22 protein-coding genes are annotated in these 23,608 nt (G+C 61.0%); 12 read left to right on the top strand and 10 right to left on the bottom strand.

Annotated features, from left to right (window positions below; all coding sequences use genetic code 11):
• The first annotated feature begins 2 nt into the window (after positions 1 to 2).
• The 5 genes from JJB09_RS01120 (at position 3) to JJB09_RS01100 (ending at position 6,238) form a co-directional block, all read left to right on the top strand.
• A complete protein-coding gene (locus tag JJB09_RS01120; protein WP_201651925.1) occupies positions 3 to 830 on the top strand; it encodes a DUF6030 family protein in 828 nt (275 codons plus the stop codon).
• Between the two features lie 250 nt (positions 831 to 1,080).
• A complete protein-coding gene (gene ileS / locus JJB09_RS01115; protein WP_201651923.1) occupies positions 1,081 to 3,987 on the top strand; it encodes an isoleucine--tRNA ligase in 2,907 nt (968 codons plus the stop codon).
• A gap of 219 nt (positions 3,988 to 4,206) precedes the next feature.
• Positions 4,207 to 4,821, top strand: coding sequence for a hypothetical protein (locus JJB09_RS01110; protein WP_201651921.1), 615 nt, complete (start codon positions 4,207 to 4,209; stop codon positions 4,819 to 4,821).
• 3 nt (positions 4,822 to 4,824) lie between these two features.
• Complete coding sequence (locus JJB09_RS01105) at positions 4,825 to 5,352, top strand: DUF4136 domain-containing protein (RefSeq protein ID WP_201651919.1); 528 nt, start codon at positions 4,825 to 4,827, stop codon at positions 5,350 to 5,352.
• Positions 5,353 to 5,497: 145 nt separating this feature from the next.
• Positions 5,498 to 6,238, top strand: a complete 741-nt coding sequence (locus JJB09_RS01100) for a GGDEF domain-containing protein (protein WP_201651917.1) — start codon at positions 5,498 to 5,500, stop codon at positions 6,236 to 6,238.
• Here JJB09_RS01100 and JJB09_RS01095 read toward each other — a convergent pair.
• Positions 6,235 to 6,666 (bottom strand): nucleoside deaminase, encoded by a 432-nt coding sequence (locus JJB09_RS01095; protein WP_201652662.1) that lies wholly within the window; start codon positions 6,664 to 6,666, stop codon positions 6,235 to 6,237. The two genes, JJB09_RS01100 and JJB09_RS01095, sit on opposite strands and share 4 nt — an antisense overlap.
• 88 nt (positions 6,667 to 6,754) lie before the next feature.
• On the opposite strand from JJB09_RS01095, the gene JJB09_RS01090 reads away from it, so the two are divergent.
• Genes JJB09_RS01090 through JJB09_RS01080 form a run of 3 tightly spaced genes read left to right on the top strand, consistent with a single transcriptional unit; the run spans position 6,755 to position 10,031 of the window.
• A complete protein-coding gene (locus tag JJB09_RS01090; RefSeq protein WP_201651915.1) occupies positions 6,755 to 8,620 on the top strand; it encodes a pseudouridine synthase in 1,866 nt (621 codons plus the stop codon).
• Positions 8,601 to 9,158, top strand: coding sequence for a 16S rRNA (guanine(966)-N(2))-methyltransferase RsmD (gene rsmD, locus JJB09_RS01085; RefSeq protein WP_201651913.1), 558 nt, complete (start codon positions 8,601 to 8,603; stop codon positions 9,156 to 9,158). The genes JJB09_RS01090 and rsmD overlap by 20 nt, the downstream gene beginning before the upstream one ends.
• Complete coding sequence (locus JJB09_RS01080) at positions 9,159 to 10,031, top strand: patatin-like phospholipase family protein (protein ID WP_201651911.1); 873 nt, start codon at positions 9,159 to 9,161, stop codon at positions 10,029 to 10,031.
• 3 nt (positions 10,032 to 10,034) lie between these two features.
• Here the strand turns inward: JJB09_RS01080 and mscL are convergent, their stop codons facing one another.
• Complete coding sequence (gene mscL, locus JJB09_RS01075; RefSeq protein ID WP_201651909.1) at positions 10,035 to 10,442, bottom strand: large conductance mechanosensitive channel protein MscL; 408 nt, start codon at positions 10,440 to 10,442, stop codon at positions 10,035 to 10,037.
• A 210-nt stretch (positions 10,443 to 10,652) separates the two neighbouring features.
• Between mscL and JJB09_RS01070 the strand changes: the two genes are divergently transcribed.
• The 3 genes from JJB09_RS01070 to JJB09_RS01060 all read left to right on the top strand — a co-directional run bounded on the left by JJB09_RS01070 (position 10,653) and on the right by JJB09_RS01060 (position 16,303).
• A complete protein-coding gene (locus JJB09_RS01070) occupies positions 10,653 to 14,156 on the top strand; it encodes a hybrid sensor histidine kinase/response regulator (protein WP_201651907.1) in 3,504 nt (1,167 codons plus the stop codon).
• 44 nt (positions 14,157 to 14,200) lie between these two features.
• Positions 14,201 to 16,003 (top strand): DNA mismatch repair endonuclease MutL, encoded by a 1,803-nt coding sequence (gene mutL, locus JJB09_RS01065; RefSeq protein WP_201651905.1) that lies wholly within the window; start codon positions 14,201 to 14,203, stop codon positions 16,001 to 16,003.
• A 69-nt stretch (positions 16,004 to 16,072) separates the two neighbouring features.
• Positions 16,073 to 16,303, top strand: coding sequence for a DUF2093 domain-containing protein (locus JJB09_RS01060; protein ID WP_201651903.1), 231 nt, complete (start codon positions 16,073 to 16,075; stop codon positions 16,301 to 16,303).
• A gap of 14 nt (positions 16,304 to 16,317) precedes the next feature.
• On the opposite strand, the gene JJB09_RS01055 is transcribed toward JJB09_RS01060, so the two are convergent.
• Positions 16,318 to 16,698: a nuclear transport factor 2 family protein gene (locus tag JJB09_RS01055; RefSeq protein WP_246748524.1), complete on the bottom strand. Its 381-nt coding sequence runs from the start codon at positions 16,696 to 16,698 to the stop codon at positions 16,318 to 16,320.
• Positions 16,695 to 17,171 carry a VOC family protein gene (locus tag JJB09_RS01050; protein WP_201651901.1) on the bottom strand — a complete coding sequence of 159 codons (477 nt, stop codon included), beginning with the start codon at positions 17,169 to 17,171 and terminating at the stop codon, positions 16,695 to 16,697. Before JJB09_RS01050 ends, JJB09_RS01055 begins: the two co-directional genes overlap by 4 nt.
• 48 nt (positions 17,172 to 17,219) lie before the next feature.
• On the opposite strand from JJB09_RS01050, the gene JJB09_RS01045 reads away from it, so the two are divergent.
• The gene (locus tag JJB09_RS01045; RefSeq protein WP_201651899.1) at positions 17,220 to 17,852 is read left to right on the top strand and encodes a TetR/AcrR family transcriptional regulator; all 633 of its coding nucleotides are present in this window, start codon (positions 17,220 to 17,222) and stop codon (positions 17,850 to 17,852) included.
• Here JJB09_RS01045 and lpxK read toward each other — a convergent pair.
• The 6 genes from lpxK to JJB09_RS01015 all read right to left on the bottom strand — a co-directional run bounded on the left by lpxK (position 17,849) and on the right by JJB09_RS01015 (position 23,560).
• A complete protein-coding gene (gene lpxK / locus JJB09_RS01040; RefSeq protein ID WP_201651897.1) occupies positions 17,849 to 18,874 on the bottom strand; it encodes a tetraacyldisaccharide 4'-kinase in 1,026 nt (341 codons plus the stop codon). The two genes, JJB09_RS01045 and lpxK, sit on opposite strands and share 4 nt — an antisense overlap.
• Positions 18,875 to 18,978: 104 nt before the next feature.
• On the bottom strand, positions 18,979 to 19,692 hold the full coding sequence (locus JJB09_RS01035; protein WP_201651895.1) for an HAD family hydrolase: 714 nt from the start codon (positions 19,690 to 19,692) through the stop codon (positions 18,979 to 18,981).
• 2 nt (positions 19,693 to 19,694) lie between these two features.
• The gene (gene waaA / locus JJB09_RS01030) at positions 19,695 to 21,020 is read right to left on the bottom strand and encodes a lipid IV(A) 3-deoxy-D-manno-octulosonic acid transferase (RefSeq protein WP_201651893.1); all 1,326 of its coding nucleotides are present in this window, start codon (positions 21,018 to 21,020) and stop codon (positions 19,695 to 19,697) included.
• Complete coding sequence (locus JJB09_RS01025) at positions 21,020 to 21,262, bottom strand: DUF4170 domain-containing protein (RefSeq protein WP_201651891.1); 243 nt, start codon at positions 21,260 to 21,262, stop codon at positions 21,020 to 21,022. The genes waaA and JJB09_RS01025 overlap by 1 nt, the downstream gene beginning before the upstream one ends.
• Before the next feature lie 121 nt (positions 21,263 to 21,383).
• A complete protein-coding gene (locus JJB09_RS01020) occupies positions 21,384 to 22,202 on the bottom strand; it encodes a 3'(2'),5'-bisphosphate nucleotidase CysQ (RefSeq protein ID WP_201651889.1) in 819 nt (272 codons plus the stop codon).
• Between the two features lie 11 nt (positions 22,203 to 22,213).
• Positions 22,214 to 23,560 (bottom strand): TldD/PmbA family protein, encoded by a 1,347-nt coding sequence (locus tag JJB09_RS01015; protein WP_201651887.1) that lies wholly within the window; start codon positions 23,558 to 23,560, stop codon positions 22,214 to 22,216.
• Positions 23,561 to 23,608: the final 48 nt, after the last annotated feature.

Below are 23,608 nucleotides of genomic sequence, written 5' to 3'. Positions count from 1 at the left end.
TGATGGAAAACAAGCCACAGCGCAAACGCGGGACATTGATATTCTGGTTGCTGTTCCTGGCGATCGCGACCGCCATCTCTGCAACCGTCCTGTTGGCCAACCAACACCGCAACCTCAAGCACCTGATGCGATGGCTCGGCCTGCCGCTCCATGAAACAATGGTGATACCCAAGCCGGGTGGCTTGGAAAAGTTCAGAGGCAGGCGCCTGCAAGGCGTCGCCGTGCTTCTTGATCCTTACGTGTTCATGCATGAAATCAAGGGCATGGAAAGCGCCTTCTTGCGCAGCATGAAGAAGGATGGCGAAAACCTGTGCGACCTCTTCAACCGGTCCGGCTTTCCAATGTCGAAATGGCAGCCCGGCACATTCGCCAAGAAGGTCAACGAGTGCTGGTATGAGCTGGCTATTCCCAATGCCGAAAAGCCTGACGACCCCTCGACGTTCTTTCTGATGATCAAGGGCGCGCAGGATGGCACGCTTGTCTCCACCCGCGTCAAGTTCATCTTCACCGATGCCGCCGCGCGGGCGAAGCTGACAGCGATGGCCGCCGAGGTGCTGACGGACTTTGCCGATGCAACCAAGTGGACGGAGATCGCCGACCAGAAGAACAAGCTTCTGGCGCTCACCCCCTTCAACTCGACGCTTTCCGGGGTCAGCGCAAGATTCTCGAGCGAGTTTTCCGGGTCCGGCCGCTATAATCTGATCTTTTCGCGCACAGATTTAAACCCCGCGCAAAAGCGCACAGAGGACTACTTCGAACACCGCCATTTCTATCCGCTGCTGCCGGAGCATGGCGGGCCAGCCATCGCCGCGGCGCAGCCAAAGCCATAGTATCTGCCATTTTCGCAGGCGTTAGGCGGTGAATTCCCCTTCCCTTTCCCGGCAAAACCGCATAAGAACCCGGGCCATGGATAGCTTGCGGCTTTGGATCATATCCCGAATTATTTGCCCGGCCTTTGCAGCCTGATCGGCTCCTCGCAAAGGTCCGGGCCGACTGGCGTTGCGCCACACGAAGCCGAAATCTCAGATTTCAGAATTTTCGCGCGCCCCCGAGAGGCGCAGCACAATCAACGGTATGACGATGAACGATTCCGCCGACAAGAACGACTACTCTTCCACACTCTACCTGCCGCAGACGGACTTCCCGATGCGCGGCGGCCTGCCGCAGAAGGAACCCGAACTCGTCGCGCGCTGGCAGCAGATGGGCCTCTACAAGAAGCTGCGCGCCTCTGCCGCCGGCCGCGAAAAATTCGTGCTGCATGACGGCCCTCCCTATGCCAACGGCAACATCCATATCGGCCATGCGCTCAACAAGGTGCTGAAGGACGTCATCACCCGTTCGTTCCAGATGCGCGGCTATGACGCCAACTATGTTCCGGGCTGGGATTGCCACGGCCTGCCGATCGAATGGAAGATCGAGGAAGCCTACCGCGCCAAGGGCAAGAACAAGGACGAAGTGCCGGTCAACGAATTCCGCAAGGAATGCCGCGAGTTCGCGCAGAACTGGATCAACATCCAATCGGGCGAGTTCAAGCGTCTGGGCATCGAGGGCGACTTCGAAAAGCCCTATACGACGATGAACTTCCACGCCGAAGCGCGCATCGCCGGCGAGCTGATGAAGATCGCCGCGAGCGACCAGCTCTATCGCGGCTCCAAGCCGATCATGTGGTCGGTGGTCGAGCGCACGGCGCTGGCGGAAGCCGAAGTCGAGTATCAGGAATATGAGAGCGACACGATCTGGGTGAAATTCCCTGTTGCTTCGGGCTCTGAAAGCCTGGGCGATGTATCGATCGTCATCTGGACGACGACGCCATGGACCATCCCCGGCAACCGGGCCGTCTCCTACTCAAAGCGTATCGAATACGGCCTCTATGAAGTGACCGCTGCCGAAAACGATTTCGGCCCGCAGCCGGGTGAAAAGTTGATCTTCGCCAAGCGCCTCGCCGAGGATTGTGCAACCAAGGCAAAGCTCACCCTTAACCTGGTGCGCGACGTGACCGGCGACGAGCTTGCCGGCATCAATTGCGCCCATCCGCTCAAGGGCTTCGGCGGCGGTTACGAATTCTTCGTTCCCGTTCTCGATGGCGACCATGTCACCGACGATGCCGGCACAGGTTTCGTGCATACGGCGCCCGGCCACGGCCGTGACGACTTCGAGATCTGGACGCATCATTCCCGCGACCTCGAAGCGCGGCACATCTCGTCGAAGATCCCGTTCACTGTCGACGATGCCGGCTTCCTCACCGAGGATGCACCCGGTTTCGGTCCCGACGCCGAAGGGGGTGCCGCCCGCGTCATCGACGACAACGGCAAGAAGGGTGACGCCAACAAGCGCGTCATCGAGCAGCTGATCGCCCACAGCGCGCTGTTTGCCCGTGGCCGCCTGAAGCACGAGTATCCGCATAGCTGGCGCTCCAAGAAGCCGGTGATCTTCCGCAACACGCCGCAATGGTTCGTCTACATGGACAAGGAACTCGGCGACGGCACCACGCTTCGTTCGCGCGCGCTCAGCGCTATCGATGCGACCCGTTTCGTGCCGGCAGCCGGCCAGAACCGCCTGCGCGCCATGATCGAGCAGCGTCCGGACTGGGTGCTGTCGCGCCAGCGCGCCTGGGGCGTGCCGATCTGCATCTTCGCCGACGCCCAGGGCAATGTGCTCAAGGACGACAAGGTCAACGCCCGCATCCTCGAAGCTTTCGAGAAGGAAGGCGCTGACGCCTGGTTTGCCGACGGCGCCAAGGAGCGCTTCCTCGGCAACGAGCATGATGGCGACAAATGGCAGATGGTGTCGGACATCCTCGATGTCTGGTTCGACTCCGGTTCGACCCACACGTTCACGCTCGAAGATCGCCCTGACCTGAAATGGCCGGCCGACGTCTATCTCGAAGGCTCCGACCAGCATCGCGGCTGGTTCCATTCGTCACTGCTCGAAGCCTGCGCGACGCGTGGACGCGCGCCCTACAACGCGGTGGTCACCCACGGCTTCACCATGGATGAACATGGCCGCAAGCAGTCCAAGTCGCTTGGCAACGTGGTGGTGCCGCAGGACGTGATGAACCAGTCGGGCGCCGATATCCTGCGCCTGTGGGTGATGAACACCGACTACTGGGAAGACCAGCGCCTCGGCAAGACCATCCTGCAGACCAACATCGACAACTACCGCAAGATCCGCAACACGGTTCGCTGGATGCTGGGCACGCTGGCCCACGACAAGGGCGAGGAGATCGCCTATACCGATCTGCCGGAACTCGAAAAGCTGATGCTGCACCGGCTGGCAGAACTCGACCAGCTCGTACGCGACGGCTATGACGCATTCGACTTCAAGAAGATCGCCCGCGCATTGACCGATTTCGCCAATGTCGAGCTCTCGGCTTTCTATTTCGACATCCGCAAGGACACGCTTTATTGCGATGCGCCGTCGAGCCTGAAGCGCCGTTCGGCCCTCTACGTCATCCGCAAGCTGTTCGATTGCCTGGTGTTGTGGTTTGCGCCGATGATGCCGTTCACGACGGAAGAAGCGTGGTTGTCTCGCGATCCTTCCGCCGTTTCCGTGCATCTCGAACAGTTCCCGGAAATCCCGGCGAAGTGGAAGAACGATGCGCTGGCCGACAAGTGGAAGAAGGTTCGCACCGTTCGCCGCGCGGTTACTGGAGCGCTCGAAATCGAACGCAAGGACAAGAGGATCGGCTCGTCGCTGGAAGCGGCTCCCGTCGTCTACATCTCAGACGCGGACCTCTTTGCCGCGCTGGAGGATCAGGATCTCGCGGAAATCTGCATCACCTCAGCCATCACCGTCGAACTCGGCGAAGGTCCGGCTGATGCGTTTCGCGCAGATGACGTCGCCCAGGTCAGCGTGCTGCCGACGCTGGCACAGGGCACGAAATGCGCCCGTTCCTGGCGGATCACCACCGATGTCGGCTCCGACCCGGATTATCCCGATGTGTCGGCCCGCGATGCTGCAGCACTTCGCGAATTGGCAGGACTTTAACATATAGAGGCATTCACGTGCGGTCCGTAAAATGGCCGCCCGTGTTGCGTATCCGGCAACACGAAGCGTCGTTACAGGATGAATTCGTGGATTGTGACAGTGGATGAATTGCACTTTTGCGCTGCCTCCGGTAAAAGCTGCCTGAAAATGGCCGGATTTTTGCGTCACCGCGAGAACCAATTTTTAAGATCTTGCGCTTTGCAGCGCCGGAAAGGCTAGTTGAGCATGACACAGATGTATCGCATGGCTGGATCAATGATCGTGCTGGCTGCTATCGGCCTCGGCACGACGAGTTGCATGGGTCCAACCTACGGCACAGACAAGAGCTCCAGCGAGCAGTTGGTAGACGATCTGGGTGATGCGTTCTCGCTGGCCCCTCCAAAGAGGCAGAACCTGGCCTATCAGCCACGCGGCGCTCTGGTAAAACCAGCTGATGACAAGAAGCTTGTCGCTCCGGAGCAAAATCTGGCAACCCGCGACAATCCGCAGTGGGTCGAAAGCCCCGAGGAAGCACGTGCACGCCTCAAGCAGGAAGCGGACGACAACTCCAACAACGGCAATTATCGTTCGCCGCTGGCGGTTTCCGTAACCGAAGGCAAGGTCATGTCGCCTGAACAGCAGCGTGCCGCCTACCGCGATGCGCGCAAGCTGCAGGACGGGCGTTACTCGGATCGCCGCCGTTTCATGAGCGATCCGCCGCTCGATTATCGCCAGGTAGACGATCCGGCCAAGCTGCAGCAGCTCGGCGAGTCCGAGCGCGCCAAGGAAGCTCGCCGCAAGAAGGAAGCGGAAATCGCCGGCACCGGCCGCAAGTGGTATCAGGTCTGGGATTGATGCATGCGAAACGGGCCGCTATTTCCTTCCTTGGCCCGTATCGCTCTGCCCGTATTGTTCTGGCTGGCCGCAATCTGCCATGGCTCAACGGCCGCCTCCAGTCTTGATGGCAAGACCTACATCATCCAAATGAGCAGCAGCCAGGCTAGCAGTGGGTATGCCTCCTATCTCGTTCCTCCGCTTGCAAAAGCGCTCAATAAGGCCGGCCTGAAGAGCAAGGGCGGCCCCGGTGCCGATCTGGCGATTAATATCGTCACCAATTCCGATGTCGGCCAGTGGATGACTACGACGAGCGGGAAGGAATGGCTGTATACGGTGAAAATCACCGTCGGTATCAGCCCTGAGGATTATGAGATCCCCTATGAGGGAACGCCGCAGTTCGGGGCGGAAGTTACGCTTCTCACGCCGAATGGCGACCGGGAAGACGAACTTGTCTGCCTGATCGATCTGGCGACGAAAAACGCGATCGCGCATTACAAACCGACCGGGCTGCACAAATCCTCCGGACAAGCCTGCCTGAGGAAGCAATAGGCCTGGGCGAATTGACGCGGCGCAACAAATAGGCGCTTCTCCACCAAATGGTCAGAACGCGTTAACATTGCGGCCCTAATATGCGGCCATGTTCGGAATTAGCAGAAAGACCGCTGTCAAAGCTACCATAGCTGCACTCGCATCCATGGTCGTTTCGCTGTCCGCCGCCCTCATACTGGTGCCGATACTGGGCGGACACCCGGATGGCCCGGGCTTCTGGATGAGTGTCGTCTGCCCGCTCGCGATCGCGTGGCCGGCGAGCGCCTACCAGTTTACGGTAAACGAGCGCCTGAAAACGATGAAGGACCGACTTGCCGCAGCGCATGTCGAACTTGACGAGATGCATCGTGCCCTGACGCAAGCACATGCGGCTCTGCAGGAAAAAGCCCGGCATGACGCCATGACGGGCGCGCTCAACCGCGAAACGTTCCTCTCGCTGCTTGAAGCGGCCAGCACCGATCGCCGCGCCTGCGCACTGCTAATCATAGATGCCGATCATTTCAAACAGATCAACGACACCTACGGCCATGCCTGCGGCGACGAAGCACTGAAAGGCATAGCACGGACAATTTCCTCGGTTCTGCGCCCGCAGGACTTCTGGGGACGCATGGGTGGTGAGGAATTTGCCGTATTCCTCGACCTGACGAGCAAAAGCGACGCCTGGAAGATGGCTGACGATATCCGCATGGGCTGCGCCGGGATCGACCTGCGGGCCAATGGCAAAGCTGTCAGCGTCAGCATCAGCATCGGCGCTGTCTGCTTTACCGATGGCTTCGATCCGACCGTCGCGCTCAATGAAACGGATCGCCGCTTGTATCGCGCCAAGCACGCGGGCCGCAACTGCGTCGTCATGGACGAGATCACCCGCAGAACCGCAATCGCTTAATCACGCCTGTCTCGAAAGAACGTCCTGAGGATCTCGCCAGCCTCGATCTCGGAGAACCCGCCATAAACTTCGGGCGCGTGATGGCAGGTCGGCGCAGCAAAGAAGCGCACGCCGTTCTCCACCGCGCCGCCCTTGGGATCTTCCGCGCCATAATAAAGCCGACGGATGCGCCCGAAGGAAATCGCGGCCGCACACATGGTGCACGGCTCCAGCGTCACATAGAGATCGGCATCAACAAGCCTTTCGCTTCCCAGCACCTTGGCGGCGGCACGCATGGCTTCGATTTCCGCATGCGCGGTCATATCTGCCAGTTCACGGGTGCGGTTCCCAGCGATCCCGACGACCTCGTCCCGGTACACCACGACGGCGCCCACCGGCACCTCGCCACGCGCCGCTGCAGCACGCGCTTGCTCGATTGCCATGTCCATAAAGCGATTTGGAGGTTTCACACCCTATTTTCCTCTTAACCCGGACCTCATGTCCTGATAGGAGACGAGTAACTATGAGGCAAGTGAAATGAAAAATACCAGAAAACCGGGTGAAGGCGGTCGCAAACCCTTCAAGGGAGACGGCAAGCGCGCCGAAAGAGGCGACCGGGCTGGCGGAAAGCCCCCGGTGAAGAAGAGCTTTGCCTCCAAACCCCGATCTCAGCCGGAGAAGAACCCGGATCACGTCGCTGTCACCGGCGAGGGTGAACGCATCTCCAAGATCATGGCGCGCGCCGGCGTGGCATCGCGCCGCGACTGCGAGCGGATGATCATGGAAGGCCGCGTCAACCTGAACGGCAAGGTTCTCGACAGCCCGGCCGTCAACTGTACGCCGTCCGACATCATTCTCGTGGACGGCGAGCCGATCGGCGCGATCGAACGGACGCGGCTGTGGATCTATTGCAAGCCTGCGGGGCTTGTGACCACCAACCACGACCCCGAAGGCCGGCCCACGGTATTCGACAACCTGCCGCCAGAATTGCCGAGGGTGATTTCCGTCGGCCGTCTCGACATCAACACCGAAGGCCTGCTGCTGCTGACCAATGACGGCGGACTGGCGCGAATGCTGGAACTGCCGACCACAGGCTGGCTGCGCCGCTACCGCGTGCGTGCTTACGGCTCCATCGACCAGGCACGGCTTGACGAACTCAAGGACGGCATCGCCGTCGACGGCGTATTCTATGGCGCGATCGAAGCCACGCTCGACCGCGAGCAGGGCCACAATGTCTGGATCACGATCGGTCTTCGCGAAGGCAAGAACCGGGAAGTCAAGAATGTGCTCGGCTCGCTCGGCCTCGACGTCAACCGGCTGATCCGCATTTCCTACGGCCCCTTCCAGCTGGGCGAGCTGGAGGACGGCGAAGTCGTCGAAGTCAAGAGCCGGACGCTGCGCGACCAGCTCGGCCCACGCCTGATCGAAGAGGCTAACGCCAACTTCGAAGCCCCGATCTTCAACACTGGCAAGCCGGATGAAGAAGCGAAGGCCGACAGCTGGGAGCGACCGCAGCGCCAGGAGCGGCACGAGAGCCGCGAGCGCGATTCTGGACGCAGCGATGCGAAACGTCCGGAGCGCTCAGAGCGGCCGGCACGTGGAGATCGCCCAGAACGCAGCGAGCGGCCGGCACGCGGAGATCGTCCGGAGCGCAGCGAACGACCGGATTGGGGCGACCGCCCACCACGCGACCGGGATCGGGATGGAGACCGCAGAGGTGGTCCGCACGGCCGCGATCGCGACGACAACAAGAAGAAGCGGCCACCGCTTGGCACGACCCGCACGGCCAATGTGTGGATGGCGCCAGGCGCTCGCCCCGTGGCGACCAAGAAGCCGAAAGACGAGGCCGCAGGCGACGCAAATCCCAATCGCCGTACGTTGCGGCTCAAGAAGGATGACGGCGATGCCGTAGCCTCCCCCCGCCAGCGCGAGGACATGCCGAAGCGGACGGCAGGCGCTCAGCGCCCGGACCGGCCGGAAAGGCGCGAGCGGTCCGAGAGACCCGAACGCGGCGAACGTCCGGCAGCCAGACCTTTTGCGCGCAAACGTGACGATGCCGCAGGCGAAGGCGGCCATGGCCGTCCGGAACGCAGCTTCGAGGGTAAGCGTTCCGAGGGCAAGCCACGTGGTGACAAGCCGTTTGGCGACAAACCGCGGGGTGACAAACCATTTGGCGCAAAGCGTGAGGGCGACCGCCGCGAAGGCCCCGCCAAGGGACCGCGCAGTTTTGGCGGCAAACCCAAAACCGAGGGCGATCGCAGCACACGGCCGCGCGGGGAAGGCCCACGCGGCGACGGGCCTCGTGGTGACGGGCCTCGCGGAGATGGTCCACACAAAGGCGGCCCCGGCGGCAAGGGTCCCGGCTCGAGAGGTGTGAGAAGCGGTGCGGATCGTCGGCGGTGAATTTCGTGGCCGCGCGCTCGCCACTCCCAAGAGCAATGACATCCGCCCGACCACCGATCGGACTCGAGAAAGCCTGTTCAATATATTGAGCCACTCCTACGGCGATATCTTGAACGGCGGCCGCGTGCTCGACTGTTTTGCCGGAACCGGCGCAGTCGGGCTCGAAGCATTGTCGCGCGGGGCCACCCAGGCCCTGTTCGTCGAAACCTCGGTGGAGGGGCGCGGCCTTCTGCGCACCAACATCGAGACCATGGGCCTGCAGGGTCGCGCCAAGATCTTCCGGCGCGACGCGACCGATCTCGGCCCTGTCGGCACGATGGAGCCATTCGACCTGTTGTTTGCCGACCCGCCTTACGAAAAGGGGCTGGGTGAAAAGTGCTTTCACGCAGCGGCCGCAGGCGGCTGGCTGGTGGACGGTGCGCTTGCAATTCTTGAGGAACGCGGCACTATCGAGCCGATCGTTCCTGCTGCGTTCACGCTTGTCGACGTACGCGAGTTCGGCGAGACAAGGATGCATTTCCATCGGTATAAAAGGTGAATGGACGCAATCGGCATCGTCAGTGACCCGCATTCCTCCCCGACCGTAGCCGTCGCGTTCGGCGGAGGCGGTGCGCGGGGCCTTGCCCATATCCATGTCATCGAGGCGCTGGACGAACTCGGCATCCGCCCGGTCGCCATTACCGGATCATCGATCGGGGCGATCATGGGTGCCGGCATGGCAGCCGGCATGAAAGGCCGCGACATCCGCGAATTCACCTTGAAATCGGTCGGCAACCGCCGCGAGGTCATGAACCGGATCTGGTCGATGCGGCCGACGTCAGTACGCGAGGCCGTTGTCAACGGTTTCCGACTGGGCCAGTACAATCTCGAGCGCGTCCTGAAGGCATTTCTCCCAGACGCGCTGCCGCAGGATTTCGCCGACCTTGCCATTCCCCTTCAGGTCACGGCGACCGATTACTACGGTCAGTCAGAAGTATTGCTCGGCACAGGCGACCTTATCCAGGCGCTGGCCGCATCCGCGGCTATTCCTGCCGTGTTCATGCCGGTCCGGGTAAACGGCCGCATCATGATCGACGGCGGCATTTTCAATCCTGTGCCGTTTGATCACCTGCTCGGAAAGGCCGACATCGTCGTCGGCATCGATGTGGTCGGCGGCCCGGAAGGCGAAATCGACCGCATGCCGAACCGTATCGACAGCCTGTTCGGCGCAAGCCAGTTGATGATGCAATCGATCATAGCTGAAAAGCTCAAGATCGAAGCGCCCGACATCCTCCTGCGGCCCAGCGTCGGACGTTTCAAGGTCATGGATTTTCTCAGGGCTGGCGAAGTCCTGGAGATTTCCGCCGGCATCAAGGAGGATGTCAAACGCGCGCTCGACGCCGCATTCGCCGAGCGCGCGAGATCTGGCTGAAGACTATTTCTTCAGCGAGTCGCGAATCTCGGTCAGCAATTTGACCTCATCGGACGGACCGGCTGGTGCTTCGGCTTCCTTCTTGGGAATGGCGCGATTGACCGCCTTGACGAGCAGGAAAATGATCCAGGCGATGATCATGAAGTTGATCGCGACCGTGATGAAATTGCCGTAAGCGAAAACTGCCCCCTGCTCGCGCGCGGCGGCGAGCGATGTGGCCGTGACCTTGCTCGACAGCGGAACAAAATAGTTCGAGAAATCGATGCCGCCGATGACCGCGCCAACGATGGGCATGATCAGATCGTCGGTCAGCGACTTGACGATGGCTCCGAAGGACGCGCCGATGATCACACCGACGGCCAGATCCAGAACATTGCCGCGCGCGATGAAGGTCTTGAATTCCTGTAGCATTAGCCTCTCCTGCTGTTTTCTGCTGGAAGACCAGCAAGATAAATAAACCGCATATGCCAATTTGTCGCAAGGCAATAGCAATTTCGCCCAACACAATTCTTGATAAGGGTCGGCGCATACATCCTCACGACGAAAGCATGACTTTGCAGCGTCCGCCAATCGCATTATTGTCCGGCGATAACGGTGCTCGTTGCGCCCAAGGGAGGTTTCATGCTGCCAGGCTGGGTGGTTTTCGGCTCGGCGTTCGCCTATCTGGTCCTGCTGTTTGCGGTAGCTAGCCTCGCGGACCGGCGGGCGAAGGCGGCCGCGTCGACCATTTCCGGCCGCCCGGTGGTCTATGCACTCAGTCTGGCGATCTACTGCACATCCTGGACATATTTCGGCGGCGTCGGACTGGCGTCCGAACGCGGCTTCGAGTTCCTGGCGATCTATATCGGCCCGGTCCTGATGTTCACCATCGGCCTGCCGCTGTTGCGCCGCATCACGGCAATCGCCAAGGCCGAGAAACTCACATCGATCGCCGACTTCGTCGCCGCCCGCTACGGCAAAAACCCTGTCGTGGCGATGATCGTCGCCTTCATCGCGCTTGCAGGTGCCGTTCCCTACATTGCGCTACAGCTCAAGGCAGTCTCCAACTCTGTCGCAGCGCTTGTCGATACGTCGGGCTATGCGATTGGTCTGGACCAGCACCAGTTGATCGACCTTCCGCTGCTCGTATCGCTGTCGCTCGCCTTTTTTGCTGTCGTCTTTGGCACGCGCCATGCCGATGCGACCGAACATCAGGACGGCTTGATCCTGGCAATTGCGATGGAATCCGTCGTTAAGCTGGTCGCGCTGCTGACCATCGGCATCACCGTCGTCTACGTCATTTTCGACGGCCCTTCAAATCTGCTGGCGCTCGCCAAAGCGCATGCGCCGGCATCCGAAGCGCTGTTTCATACGACGCCGCTCAGCCGCTGGATCATGATCACCGCGCTTTCCGCCTTTGCGATTATCATGCTACCCCGCCAGTTCCACGTCATGGTGGTCGAGAACCGCACATCGGGAGAACTCAAGCTCGCGCGCCTGTTCTTCCCGCTCTATCTGATCCTGATAAACCTGTTCGTGCTGCCGATCGCTATCGGCGGCGCCCTGCTGTTCAATGGAACCGGCAACGGCGATCTCTACGTTCTGACAGTGCCGATGAATGCCGGAATGCCGACGATTACCTTGATCGCCTTCATCGGTGGCTTCTCCGCGGCGACTGCCATGGTGATCGTGGAATCGGTAGCCCTTGCCATCATGATTTCCAACGACATCGTCATGCCCATCTTGCTGCGTCGCAATCTGGTGGCAGCCTCGCGGGACGGCGAGGATCTCGGAAGGCTTGTGCTTACGGTGCGCCGCGGCGCCATCTTCGCCGTCCTCTTGCTAGGCTACGGCTATTATCGGTCCGCCGGGTCCGAGAGCGGGCTGGCGTCCATCGGCCTCATTGCCTTTGCGGCGATCTCCCAGATCGCGCCTGCGACGCTCGGCGGCCTCTTCTGGCGCAGGGCCAATGCGCGCGGCGCGATCGCCGGGCTGATTTCCGGCTTTGCCGTCTGGGTGTGGCTGCTGTTCATTCCTAGCCTGGGCGGCACCGACACATCGCGCGATGCAGGCGCTATTCTCGACGCGCTGTTGCCGTCGTCGACTTTCTTTTCCGGACCGGGCCACGATGCCTTCATCAATTCGGTATTGCTCAGCCTGATCGTCAATGTCGCAGCGTTTGTCATCGGTTCCATGACCCGCAACTCGAACCTGATCGAGCGGCAGCAAGCCAACGTCTTCGTACCACGCGACGCGAACGCCAAGCCGCTGCTGCGTAGCTGGCGCACGAACCTGACTGTCGGCGACCTCAAGCAGGCGATTGTCCGCTACCTCGGCGAAGAGCGGATGGCGCGCTCGTTTGCCAGTTATGAGTATTCCTCCGGCAAGGTGCTGGACGATCGTCGATTTGCCGATGCCGAATTGCTGAACTTTGCCGAGCAGATGCTGGGATCGGCAATCGGATCATCGTCGGCGCGGCTGGTGATTTCACTGACCATGCGGCGCATGGACGAGCACCCCAACGACACCGCGCTGCTGCTCGATCAGGCAAGCGAGGCGCTGCAGTATAATCAGGGCGTGCTGCAGACCGCGCTTTCGCAGATGGACCAGGGGATCGCGGTGTTCGACGGCGAAAACCGGCTGGCGATCTGGAACAAGCGCTTCCGCACCCTGCTGGAGCTACCGGAATCGGTCGGTCAGGTGGGATATCCGCTTTCGGGAATCATTATCCTGCTGGCGGAGCGGGGCGACATCCGCGAAGGTGAAGAGGTCGACGTGATGGAAAAGATCCTGACGCCGGACACGCCATTCGTGCTGACGCTGGACGGTGGGGCGCGCATCGTGGAACTGCGATCCAATCCCATGCCCGACCGCGGCGTGGTCGCCACCTGTACCGACATTACCGAACGCGTCCGGGCAAATCGTGCACTCGAAGTCGCCAACGAAACACTGGAGCAGCGCGTCAACGAACGCACCAGCGAACTGACCGAAGTCAACAGACAGCTTGCCGAAGCCCGGGCCTCCGCCGAAGACGCCAACATCGGCAAGACGCGTTTCTTCGCCGCCGCCGGCCATGACATCCTCCAGCCCCTGAACGCCGCCCGGCTCTACTCGTCGTCGCTGGTCGAGCGGCTCGGCCATTCGCGTAACAGCGACCTTGTGCTCAACATCGATTCAGCGCTGGAGTCGGTGGAAACGATCCTCGGTGCCGTCCTCGATATTTCCCGGCTCGACACAGGCGCGATGAAGCCGCGGCTGCAGGGGGTCAACCTCGACGGCTTCCTCAAGCGGATTGAAACCGACTACCAGCCGCTGGCGCGCGCCCGAGATCTGCGGCTGACCGTTCTGCCGACGAACCTGAGGGTTCGTACCGACCCGACATTGCTGCGCCGCGTGGTACAGAATCTGGTTTCCAATGCCATCAAGTATACCGTCAAGGGACGGGTGCTGGTAGGGGTGCGCCGGCGAGGAGATGAGGCGTGGATTGAGGTTTACGACACCGGCATCGGCATTCCGGCATCGAAGTTCAAGACAGTGTTCAAGGAATTCGCGCGGCTGGACGAAGGCGCGCGAACATCCACGGGCCTCGGCTTGGGCCTGTCGATCGTCGATCGCATTGCGCGCGTGCTCAGCCATCCTGTCGAACTGCAATCCGTTCCCGGCAAAGGCACGATGTTTCGGGTGCGCATTCCGCTCGATCTCACCGAGACGCCTGCCCTGCCCGCCGAGACCAGAAAGCCAACCTCACGACCTGCTGAACGGCTTGACCAGTTCAAGGTGCTTTGCATCGATAACGAAGCGCGCATCCTTGATGGCATGCGGCTGCTGCTGGGTGGCTGGGGCTGCAAGGTAGAGACCGCCACAGGCATCGATTTCGCATTAACCGCTATCGAAGGTGGCTACTGTCCCGATGCGATCGTTGCCGATTATCACCTCGACCATGGCACCGGGCTCGAGGTGATCAAATGTCTGCGCGAAAAGCTGGGCCCGGTACCGGCTCTGCTGGTCACCGCCGACCGCACGACCGACGTCCGCGGCGAAGCCGAGCGCGCAGGCGTCGAACTGCTCAACAAGCCGGTCAAGCCCGCGGCCCTTCGGGCCGTGCTCAGCCGGTTCGTGGGCCTTGGAAAAGCGGCCGCCGAATAGATTTCCCGCTTTGCTTTGCCCACCGAATCCGCGAAAATAGCCTTATGTCCATCAAGCTCCTGCCTGAAACGCTGATCAACCAGATTGCCGCCGGCGAAGTCATCGAACGACCCGCCAGCGCTGCCAAGGAGTTGATCGAAAACGCCGTCGATGCCGGCGCCAGCCGTATCGAAATCGCCACGTCCGGCGGCGGCAAGAGCCTGCTGCGCGTCACCGACAATGGATCGGGAATGCAGCGCGCCGATCTTGAACTCGCCGTCCGCCGGCATTGCACCTCCAAGCTCGACAACGGGCTCGACGATATCCGCACCCTGGGTTTCCGGGGTGAAGCACTGCCGTCAATCGGCTCGGTGGCCAAGCTTTCGATCACCAGCCGGACCAGGGACGCGTCCGACGGGTCGGAGGTCGTGGTCATCGGCGGCAAGGTCTCCGAGCTTCGGCCAAAGGCTGCAAATCCCGGCACGATCGTCGAGGTACGCGACCTGTTCTTCGCCACCCCGGCGCGGCTGAAATTCCTCAAATCGGAAAAGGCCGAGGCCGGCGCCATCACCGAAGTGGTCCGCCGAATGGCGATCGCCTTCCCGAATGTTCGCTTCACATTATCAGGCACCGATCGTTCGACACTTGAATTTCCGGCAACCGGCGACGACAAGCTCGGACGCATTGCCCAGGTGATCGGCAAGGATTTCGAGGAGAACGCCATCGCCATCGATGCGGATCGTGAGGAGATCCGACTGACAGGTTATGCCGGGCTTCCCGTCTTCAACCGTGGCAACGCGGCCCATCAGTTTGCCTTCGTCAACGGCCGGCCGGTCGCCGACAAACTCATATCGTCGGCCCTGCGCGGCGCCTACGCGGAGACCATCCCCTCCGGCCGCTATCCCGTGGCGGTGCTGGATATCAGCCTCGATCCGGCGCTTGTCGACGTCAATGTGCATCCGGCCAAATCCGACGTGCGCTTCCGCGATCCGGGGCTGGTGCGCGGCCTGATCGTCGGGGCGATCCGCGAGGCACTTGCCCGCGATGGTGACCGGTCCTCGACCACGGCTGCCCGCGCGATGATGTCGGCGTTCCACACCGGCTATCGTCCGCCGCCGGCCCAGAACTGGACACCGGCTGCCTCGCCATTCCGGCCGTTTTCGAGCGAGCCCCAGGGCGGGCTGCGTGAGACGGTCTCGCCCATGTTCGGCGATATGGCCATACCGTCGGCACGCGCCGAACCGGTTGCGGAGCCGGCTGAAGAACGATTGGCCGAGCGGATCGAAAGTCATCCGCTGGGCGCCGCCCGCGCTCAGGTACATGAGAACTACATCATCGCCCAGACTGACGACGGCATGGTAATTGTCGACCAGCATGCGGCTCACGAACGGCTGGTGTTCGAGGATATGCGCAAGGCGTTGCATGCCAAGACGATCGCTTCGCAGGCGCTGCTGATCCCCGAAATCGCCGACCTGCCCGAGGAAGACTGCGACCGCCTGATGGAGCACGCCGAAAGCCTGAAACAACTCGGCCTGCATTACGAGCGTTTCGGTCCCGGCGCGATCCTGATCCGGGAGACACCGGCAATGCTGGGCGAGATCGATGCTGGCGCGCTCGTCCGCGAACTCGCCGACGAGATCGGCGAATGGGACACGTCGGGCACCTTGAATGCACGGCTCGAACATGTTGCCGCCACCATGGCCTGTCACGGGTCCGTTCGGTCAGGGCGGCGGCTGCGGATCGAAGAAATGAACGCGCTGCTGAGGCAGATGGAAGCAACACCCGGCTCCGGCCAGTGCAACCACGGCCGGCCGACCTATATCCGCCTCAAGCTTGCCGATATCGAGCGTTTGTTCGGCCGCAGTTGACCGGACCCGAATTGCAATCCCGTGCGGCGGGCGCTATATCCGGCAAAACGTTGAAAGGAAGTCACGACAATGAACCGGTTTGAAGGAAGCGGCAGCCGCGAGGCCAAGATCCGGTATCTCGACGGCGATTTCCAGATCCTGATGCCGGGCGGCTTCGTCACCTGCGCCATTACCGGCAAGGCGATCCCCATTGACGAGCTCAAATACTGGAGTGTGGACCGGCAGGAGCCTTATGCCGATGCGGAGGCTTCCTTCGAAGCCGACAAGCGTGCGGGCGTGCTGCCGGGTTCGGCAGGTTAGTCGCCCGCGTCTGGTCAGCCGGTTGCCGGGCTCAAGTGGGTCAGAACACACAGCCACTTGTCTTCAACTTTTCGGTATATATCGGTGATCCATTCATCGGCTTTGATCGGTTCACCTCGGAAGGTGCCGGAATTTCGGCCGCGTCCGGTAACGACGGCGATCTCCCCGTAAATCTCGACCCGAACTATCTCCTTGGTCATCATGTCGTGGCTTAAGATGCCGCTTGCGATGGCGTCCAGCATTCCCTTGCGGCTGACTGGCCCGCTTTCAGGTGTCACAAGCACCCACTCGTCTGCCATGCAATCCGCGATCCGGCCGATGTCATTGGACACCATGGCCGCGCTGAACGCATTTTCAACTGTCACAAACTCTTCGAATTGGAGGGAGTTCATCATGCAGTCTCCGGCTCGAAGCCATGTTCAGAGGCCATGCTCGTCCATTTTCGCTGCATCTCATCCGGGCCCACATCACTGACCTTCGTCGCAACAAACCAGCTGTAGCCATAGGGATCGACGATCATCCCCGTGCGGTAGCCATGGAACTCCACTTTCGGCTGACGCAGCAGCAGGGCCCCGCAATCGACAGCATGGGCAATGAACAGGTCGACATTGTCGACATCGAGATGGAACTTGACCGTTGTGCCGCCCAGCGAATCCGGACTCAGCGCACCAAAATCCGGGTACTCGTCGCTGATGTAGAGCCGGTAGCCTCCGAGAAGCAGCTCCGCGTGGCCAATCCGACCATCGACTGGATCGACCAGCCGGAAGTCTTCCTGCGCGCCGAAGGCCTTCTTGTAGAATTCGATCGCATCCGCAGCCCCCTTGATGGCAAGGTAGGCACTCACGCTTCGCACGGTGATCTGGTTCATCACGGCACCTTGATGTTTGGATATAATTACGTTACGATACGTTTTATAATGAGTCAAGACAATTCGAAACCACCTGTCGGCAAACCCGGCCGTCCGCGCAGCGAGGCAGCAAGGCGCGCGATCCTGCAAACCGCGCATGAAATCCTCGTTGCCGATGGTTTGGGACGGCTGACGATCGAGGCCGTTGCCGAGCGGGCTCGCGTCGGCAAACCGACGATCTATCGCTATTGGCGAAATGCACAGGAATTGGCCATGGCAGCCCTCATGGCAGATACGCCGCTGGAACCAGCAGCCGAAGGGCACGGCAGTGCACGAATGCGCCTGCAGGCGCATGTCGAGCATCTGCTCGAGACTTTCACCACGGTGCGGGGACGCCAGATTGCCCAAGCGATGGCGGCGGCCGATCAGGAAAGCGAATTGGCAAAGGCATTCAGGTCGCGTGTCATCTTGCAGTATCGGGAAAAGGCGCGGAGTATCTTAACCGACGCACAGGCCAACGGGGAGATCGCGCTGAAGACAGACATCGAGGTCATTCTCGACATGCTGCATGCACCTGTTTTCTATCGCCTGCTGGTCGGCCATCAGCCATTGTCGCAATCATTCGGTCTCAACATCATCGATACGATGTGGGCCGCTTTGGCGCCGACCAATGGCCGTGGCGCTACGTTGCCGAAATCCTAGCGCACCCGGCGCTTGCGTGCGGCGGCAACTGCCTGATCGATGATCCGGCCCGTTGCGGCTGGTGAATCGAACACCATCTCCACATCGATGACCTGTGACCTGGCGAGAAGTGCGGCGGCCTGCCCATGGCTGCCGATCAACCTGACGGCATCCTTGGCCGTGGTGACGATGATCAGATCTCCGGCATCGGCCGTTTCGATGATATCGCTGATCTCGTCCTCGGTCAGATGCTGGTGATCGCCGAAGGGACGTTTGGCAGAGATGATGCCGCCGATTTCGGTGACCGTCCTGAAGAATTTCTCCGGATCAGCAATTCCTGCGAATGCGAGCACGTTCTTGCCGGCGATATCGGGCGGCGCAACCGGACGGATCGCGGCTTCCAGAACCTGCTTGCCAGCACGCGCTGCCTTGCGGATGAAAGGGTCGGCCTGGTTGCCGGCCCCAACCTTGAGAAGGGCAGTGGAAAATTTGAGCTGCAGGTCGATCGGGGCACGCACGGGACCTGCCGGAACCATGAAGCCATTGCCGATGCCGCGTATCGTGTCGATCACCATCAAGGCATAATCGAAATGCAACTTGGCGCTCTGGAACCCGTCGTCCATGATGATAAGATTGGCGCCTTCGTCGATCAGGCGCCTGGCGCCCTCGATACGCTTGCGCGAAATCACGGCCAGCGCTTCGCGTGCGATCAGCAAAGGCTCGTCACCGACGTCCTTGGCACGGTGATGAGCGTGATCGACGACTGTTGTTCTGTCCATGCCGCCGCCATAGCCCCGGCTTAGAACACCCGGCTTGAAACCCTTGGCACGGGCAGCTCGGGCCAGCGCGATGACGGTTGGCGTCTTGCCGGCACCGCCGACGGTGAAGTTGCCGACGCAGATAACCGGCACTTCCATTTCCAGCCGCTTGGCTTTTTTCATATTGCGGCCGGCGATCGCCCCGTAGATCCAGGAAGCGGGTGCCAATGCCCAGGCCCGCCAATCGCCTTTCTTCCACCAGAATGGTGGTGCTTCCGAAACCATGTCCCCGCGCCCCGCTTAACCGGGGCCCCCAATGATACTTGCCCTTCAGGCGAGAAAACGCGAAAAGCCCAGAGATTGCAAGGTGTTTGCGGGTAACGTCTAGATCAGGACGCCGAAAGGCGGTCCAGAAGCCCCTCGAGATCGTCGATGCTGGCGAGCACGTGGTCGGCATGCGGTGAAAGCATCGCACGATCGCTCGTTCCCGTCAGCACGCCAACGGCAAGGCCGGCTCTGGCATTACGCGCCATGTGCAGATCATGGGTGTTGTCGCCCACCATAGCGATTTCGGCATGGTCTAGCCCGTGACCTGCGGCAAATCCGTCGATCATGCCAGGTTCCGGCTTGACGCCATGGCCACTGTCATAGCCGGCGATGTAGTCGATATAGGGCATGATGCCCATGTTTTCGGCCATCCGCCGGATCGATGCCTCGTTGTCCGACGAGGCAATACCAAGCCGCAAGCCACGGCCTTTCAAGCGTGCGAAAAGAGCTTCGAGATCGGTGACAGCCACCGCATGAGCCGCCCCTTCCACGAACATCCGGTTGATTGCGACCGTCAGTTCCTCAATCGAGAAAGGTGCACCCGCCTCGACCATCGCCGCGACGATCTCGCTTGGCGCGGCGGCGGCAAAAAGGCTACCGCCCTCGGTCTTGCCGGTTTCAGGATCCATGCCGCATGTGCGCATGATGTGATCGGCCAATGCGGGATCGCCACCCGCTGCAAACAGGCTGGCGCGGCGATTGACCGGCTCCCACGTCCTGTCGAAGTCCAGCAGCGTCCCGTCCTTGTCGAAAAGGATTGCGGCAATCTTCGTCATTCTCAGGCTCCGGCTATCGCGCCATTGCGCGGCATCAGCCGGGCCTTCATGGTCAGCGGGTTGATATAGGGCTCAAGGCCGCGAAGCGTGGCGTTCAGCGCCCCGCGCATCTGATGAACAGTCTGCAGCCCGGCATCGATCATCCGGTGGCGGGCCGGCTCGTTGGTCAGGAGATAGTAGACGCCCTTGGTGAGCATCTCGCCATCTCGCACCATGCGGGCCGAGCCGTTGCTGGCGAGCATCTGGTAGCTTTCCCGGAAATTACCGACATGGCCGCCCGACAAAATAGCGCAGCCCATCATTGCCGGCTCCAGCGGGTTTTGCCCGCCTTCGGCAGTCAGCGAACGTCCAACGAAGGCGACTTCGGTCAATTGCAGATAAAGGCTCATCTCGCCTATCGTATCGCCGAGATAGATATCCGTGTCCGGTGCAATCGCGTCATTTCGGCTGCGGCGGGCGACATTCAGCCCTTCCTCAAGCAACATCGCCTCGATCTCATCGGCACGCTCCGGATGGCGCGGCACGATGATAGACAAAAGATCGATCCGGCTCTTTAGCGCCCTGTGAACGGCCGCAGCGGCTTTTTCCTCGCCATCGAATGTAGAGATGGCCGCCCATGTTTGCCGTTCGCCTATCTGGTAGCGGCAGCGCGTGAGGGAAAGCTGATCGGCTTCGGGCATGCCGCTGTCGGCCTTGAGATTGCCGGACACCAGAACCGGCAGCGCCCCGAGTTCCTGAAAGCGCGTTGCATCCAGTTCGGACTGGGCAATGACCAAAGCAAAGTTTTCAAACAGCGTCGAGGCGATGTTGGTGACCGAAGACCAGCGACGGAACGAACGGTCCGAAATGCGCGCATTCACCAGAATCTGCGGAATATGCCGGTGACCCAGCTCCATGACCGTCACCGGCCAGATCTCGGATTCGGCAAACAGCGCGATATCGGGCTGCCAATATTCCAGGAAGCGGTTGATCACCGGCTTCAGATCCAGCGGCACATATTGATGGATAACCTCATCGCCCAGTCGCCTGTGCGCCACGGATGCCGACGTCACCGTGCCGGTGGTCAACAGAACCGTAATGTCCCGGCGGGCGATTTCCTTGATAAGCGGCACCATAGCGTTGGTCTCGCCGACGCTGGCCGCATGGATCCATACCAGCGGCCCTTCCGGGCGGGCCGCGCTCGCATAGCCGTAGCGCTCGGATTTGCGTGCACGCTCTTCCTTGCCGCGCGCAGTCCTGAGCGCCATCATAGCGTTGACCGCGGGGTAGGCCGCTACCCCGGCCCAACGATACGCCGACAAAGCTATGCGTGCGCGCAGGCTGCTCATCAGGCTTTACCAACCTGGGGGTCGAGAAGCTTGTGCATGTGGACGATGAAATAGCGCATGTGGGCATTGTCGACGGTCTGCTGCGCCTTGGCCTTCCAAGCCATATGGGCGGCGGCATAGTCAGGAAACACGCCGACGAGGTCAAGGTCCTCGAGGTTTTTGAATTCGGTCGAACCGAGAGTCGTCAACTCTCCACCGAACACTAGATGCAGCAGTTGTTTTGGTTTTTCGCTATCGCTCATTCTCATCACCTCGTGATCGTGATTTCAGCGCGCTTATCCGCATGGAATTGCGGCATTCCTATGTAAACGTCAATGGTTTGGCGGCCATACTACGCTCGAAGCTGATCAATGCACCGATTTCTTAGTGGGTGCCGCCCGGGAACGCTGCCAGAATTGCTCTATGCAGTCCCGCATCCGCTGCGACCAGCACGTTGTGGCGAGGGATAGGGGTGTTGTAGAGCAACGCCTCGCCGGCGAGATTTGTCAACCGACCGCCGGCATTGCGAAGGATCAGATCGGCAGCGGCAAGATCCCAATCATGGGCATTTGGCTTGACCAAAGTAGCATCCAGCCTGCCGTCGGCGATCATTGCGAGCCGATAGGCAAGCGATGGAATGCGGCTCATCCGTTCGAGCTGCGCATTGACCGGCGCCCGCAGTGCCTTGACCATGTCATCGGCCGCACTGATCCGGATGGGTTCGCCGGGCTTGTGGCCGGCAAGGGCGAGCGGCTCGCCGTTCTTCTCCACAAGTCCATCGGCCGTCGCTACATAAAGCTCATCGAGCGCCGGGGCATAGAGCACGCCGGCGACAGGCAACCCACCCATTGTTACCGCGGCGCTCACCACCCAGGTATCCTTGCCTGCCATGAAGGCGCGGGTGCCGTCGATAGGATCGACAATGAACACCGCATGCCGCGAAAGCCGCTCGGCGCTGTCTTCGCTTTCCTCCGACAGCCAGCCGTAGTCAGGCCGGGCGGAAAGAAGCCTGTGCTTTAGAACATCGTTTGCCGCGTGGTCTGCCGCTGTGACCGGCGACGTGCCTTCATTTTTCCACCAGATCTTCACGTCATTGCGAAAATAGGTCATCGCTTCCCGACCGGCCGCCTTGGCTGCTTCGACCAGCAAGTCGAGATCGTCGGCATATTGCGGCCGGGATGGCGTTGAAAGTCCTGATGTCATGGTCGCGTTTCCTACCGTCCGGCGATCGTCATGTTCTCGATCAGCACGGTCGGGGATGCCGTTCCAAACTTCCTGTCGATGTCGCTGGCGGGCGTCATGTTCAGGAACATATCCTTCATGTTCGACGCGATCGTGACCTCGGAGACGGGATAGGTGAGCGCGCCGTTCTCGATCCAGAAACCGGATGCGCCGCGCGAATATTCTCCGGTCACGAGATCGGCGCCGTGACCGATCAGCTCGGTCAGGTAGAATCCGTCCTTGATGGAGGCGATCATGTCCTCAGGCGAAACATCGCCAGGCTCCAGCGCCAGGTTTGTGGATGTGGGCGAGACCGTGTTTCCGCCTCGCGCACCGCGACCGTTGGTCTTGAGGCCGAGTTCGCGGGCGGCGGACGTTGCCAGGAACCAATGGTTCAGCACCCCGTCCTCGACCATCAGCAGCCGTTGACCCTGAACGCCTTCACCGTCGAAAGGCCTCGAAGAGGATCCCTTGTAGACAAGTGGATCGTCGGAAATGGTCAGCCCCTTGCGCAGAATCTGCTGGCCCATGCGGTCCTTGAGAAACGAGGTCTTGCGGGCGATCGCCGCGCCATTGATCGCAGAAGCGATATGCGACACCAGTCCGCGCGCCACGCGGGGATCATAGATGACCGTCAAGCCGGTACCGGTGTCTGCCTTGCGCGGATTAAGGCGGCGAACTGCACGCTCGCCGGCTTTGCGGCCGATCTCCACAGCAGCATCGAGATCGACGTAATGCAGGCGCGAGTCGCTTTCATGATCGCGCTCCATGCCGGTGCCCTCGCCGGCAATGACGCTGACGCCACGCCCAAATCGCGTCGCCATGTATGAGCCCGAAAAACCGTGCGAGGTAACCAGCACCAGTCCGCCCATCGACGCAGAAGCGCCTGCACCGCCGGAGTTGGTGACGCCGCCAACTGCGAGCGCGGCGCTCTCGGCTTCAAGTGCAGCGTCAGTCAACTGCTGGGATGAAACATCGGTTGCATCGAAAAGTCCGAGATCCGGATGATCGCGCGACAGATCGCCGGAATCAGCCAAGCAGGCAAAAGGGTCTTCAGGGGAGGCCTTCGCCATCGCAACGGCGCGCTCCGCCAAGACGCGAAGATCAAATCCCGGATTGGCCGAGACGCTCGCCACCCGCGCGCCGACAAAGACACGCAGCGAGAAATCGTCGCTTTCAGATGAGTCGACGCCCTCCACCTTGCCGAGCCGCACGGATACGGATCGCGATTTGGAACGAACGACAACGGCGTCCGCCGCCGTCGCGCCCGCTTTGCGGGCGAGATCGACGAGTTCGGATGCACGGGAAAGCAGGCTGGTGGAATCAATGGGCTCAAGCATGGGAGGCCTTTCTCATGCCCTTCATTTATTGTGCGCTTGCAAAATCAT

The organism is Phytoamicus setariae, assembly GCF_016722925.1.
In the GTDB taxonomy this organism is placed as follows: domain Bacteria; phylum Pseudomonadota; class Alphaproteobacteria; order Rhizobiales; family Rhizobiaceae; genus Rhizobium_E; species Rhizobium_E setariae.
The sequence above is the reverse complement of the archived record's forward strand: the minus strand, read 5'-3'. Positions and strand labels throughout refer to the sequence as shown.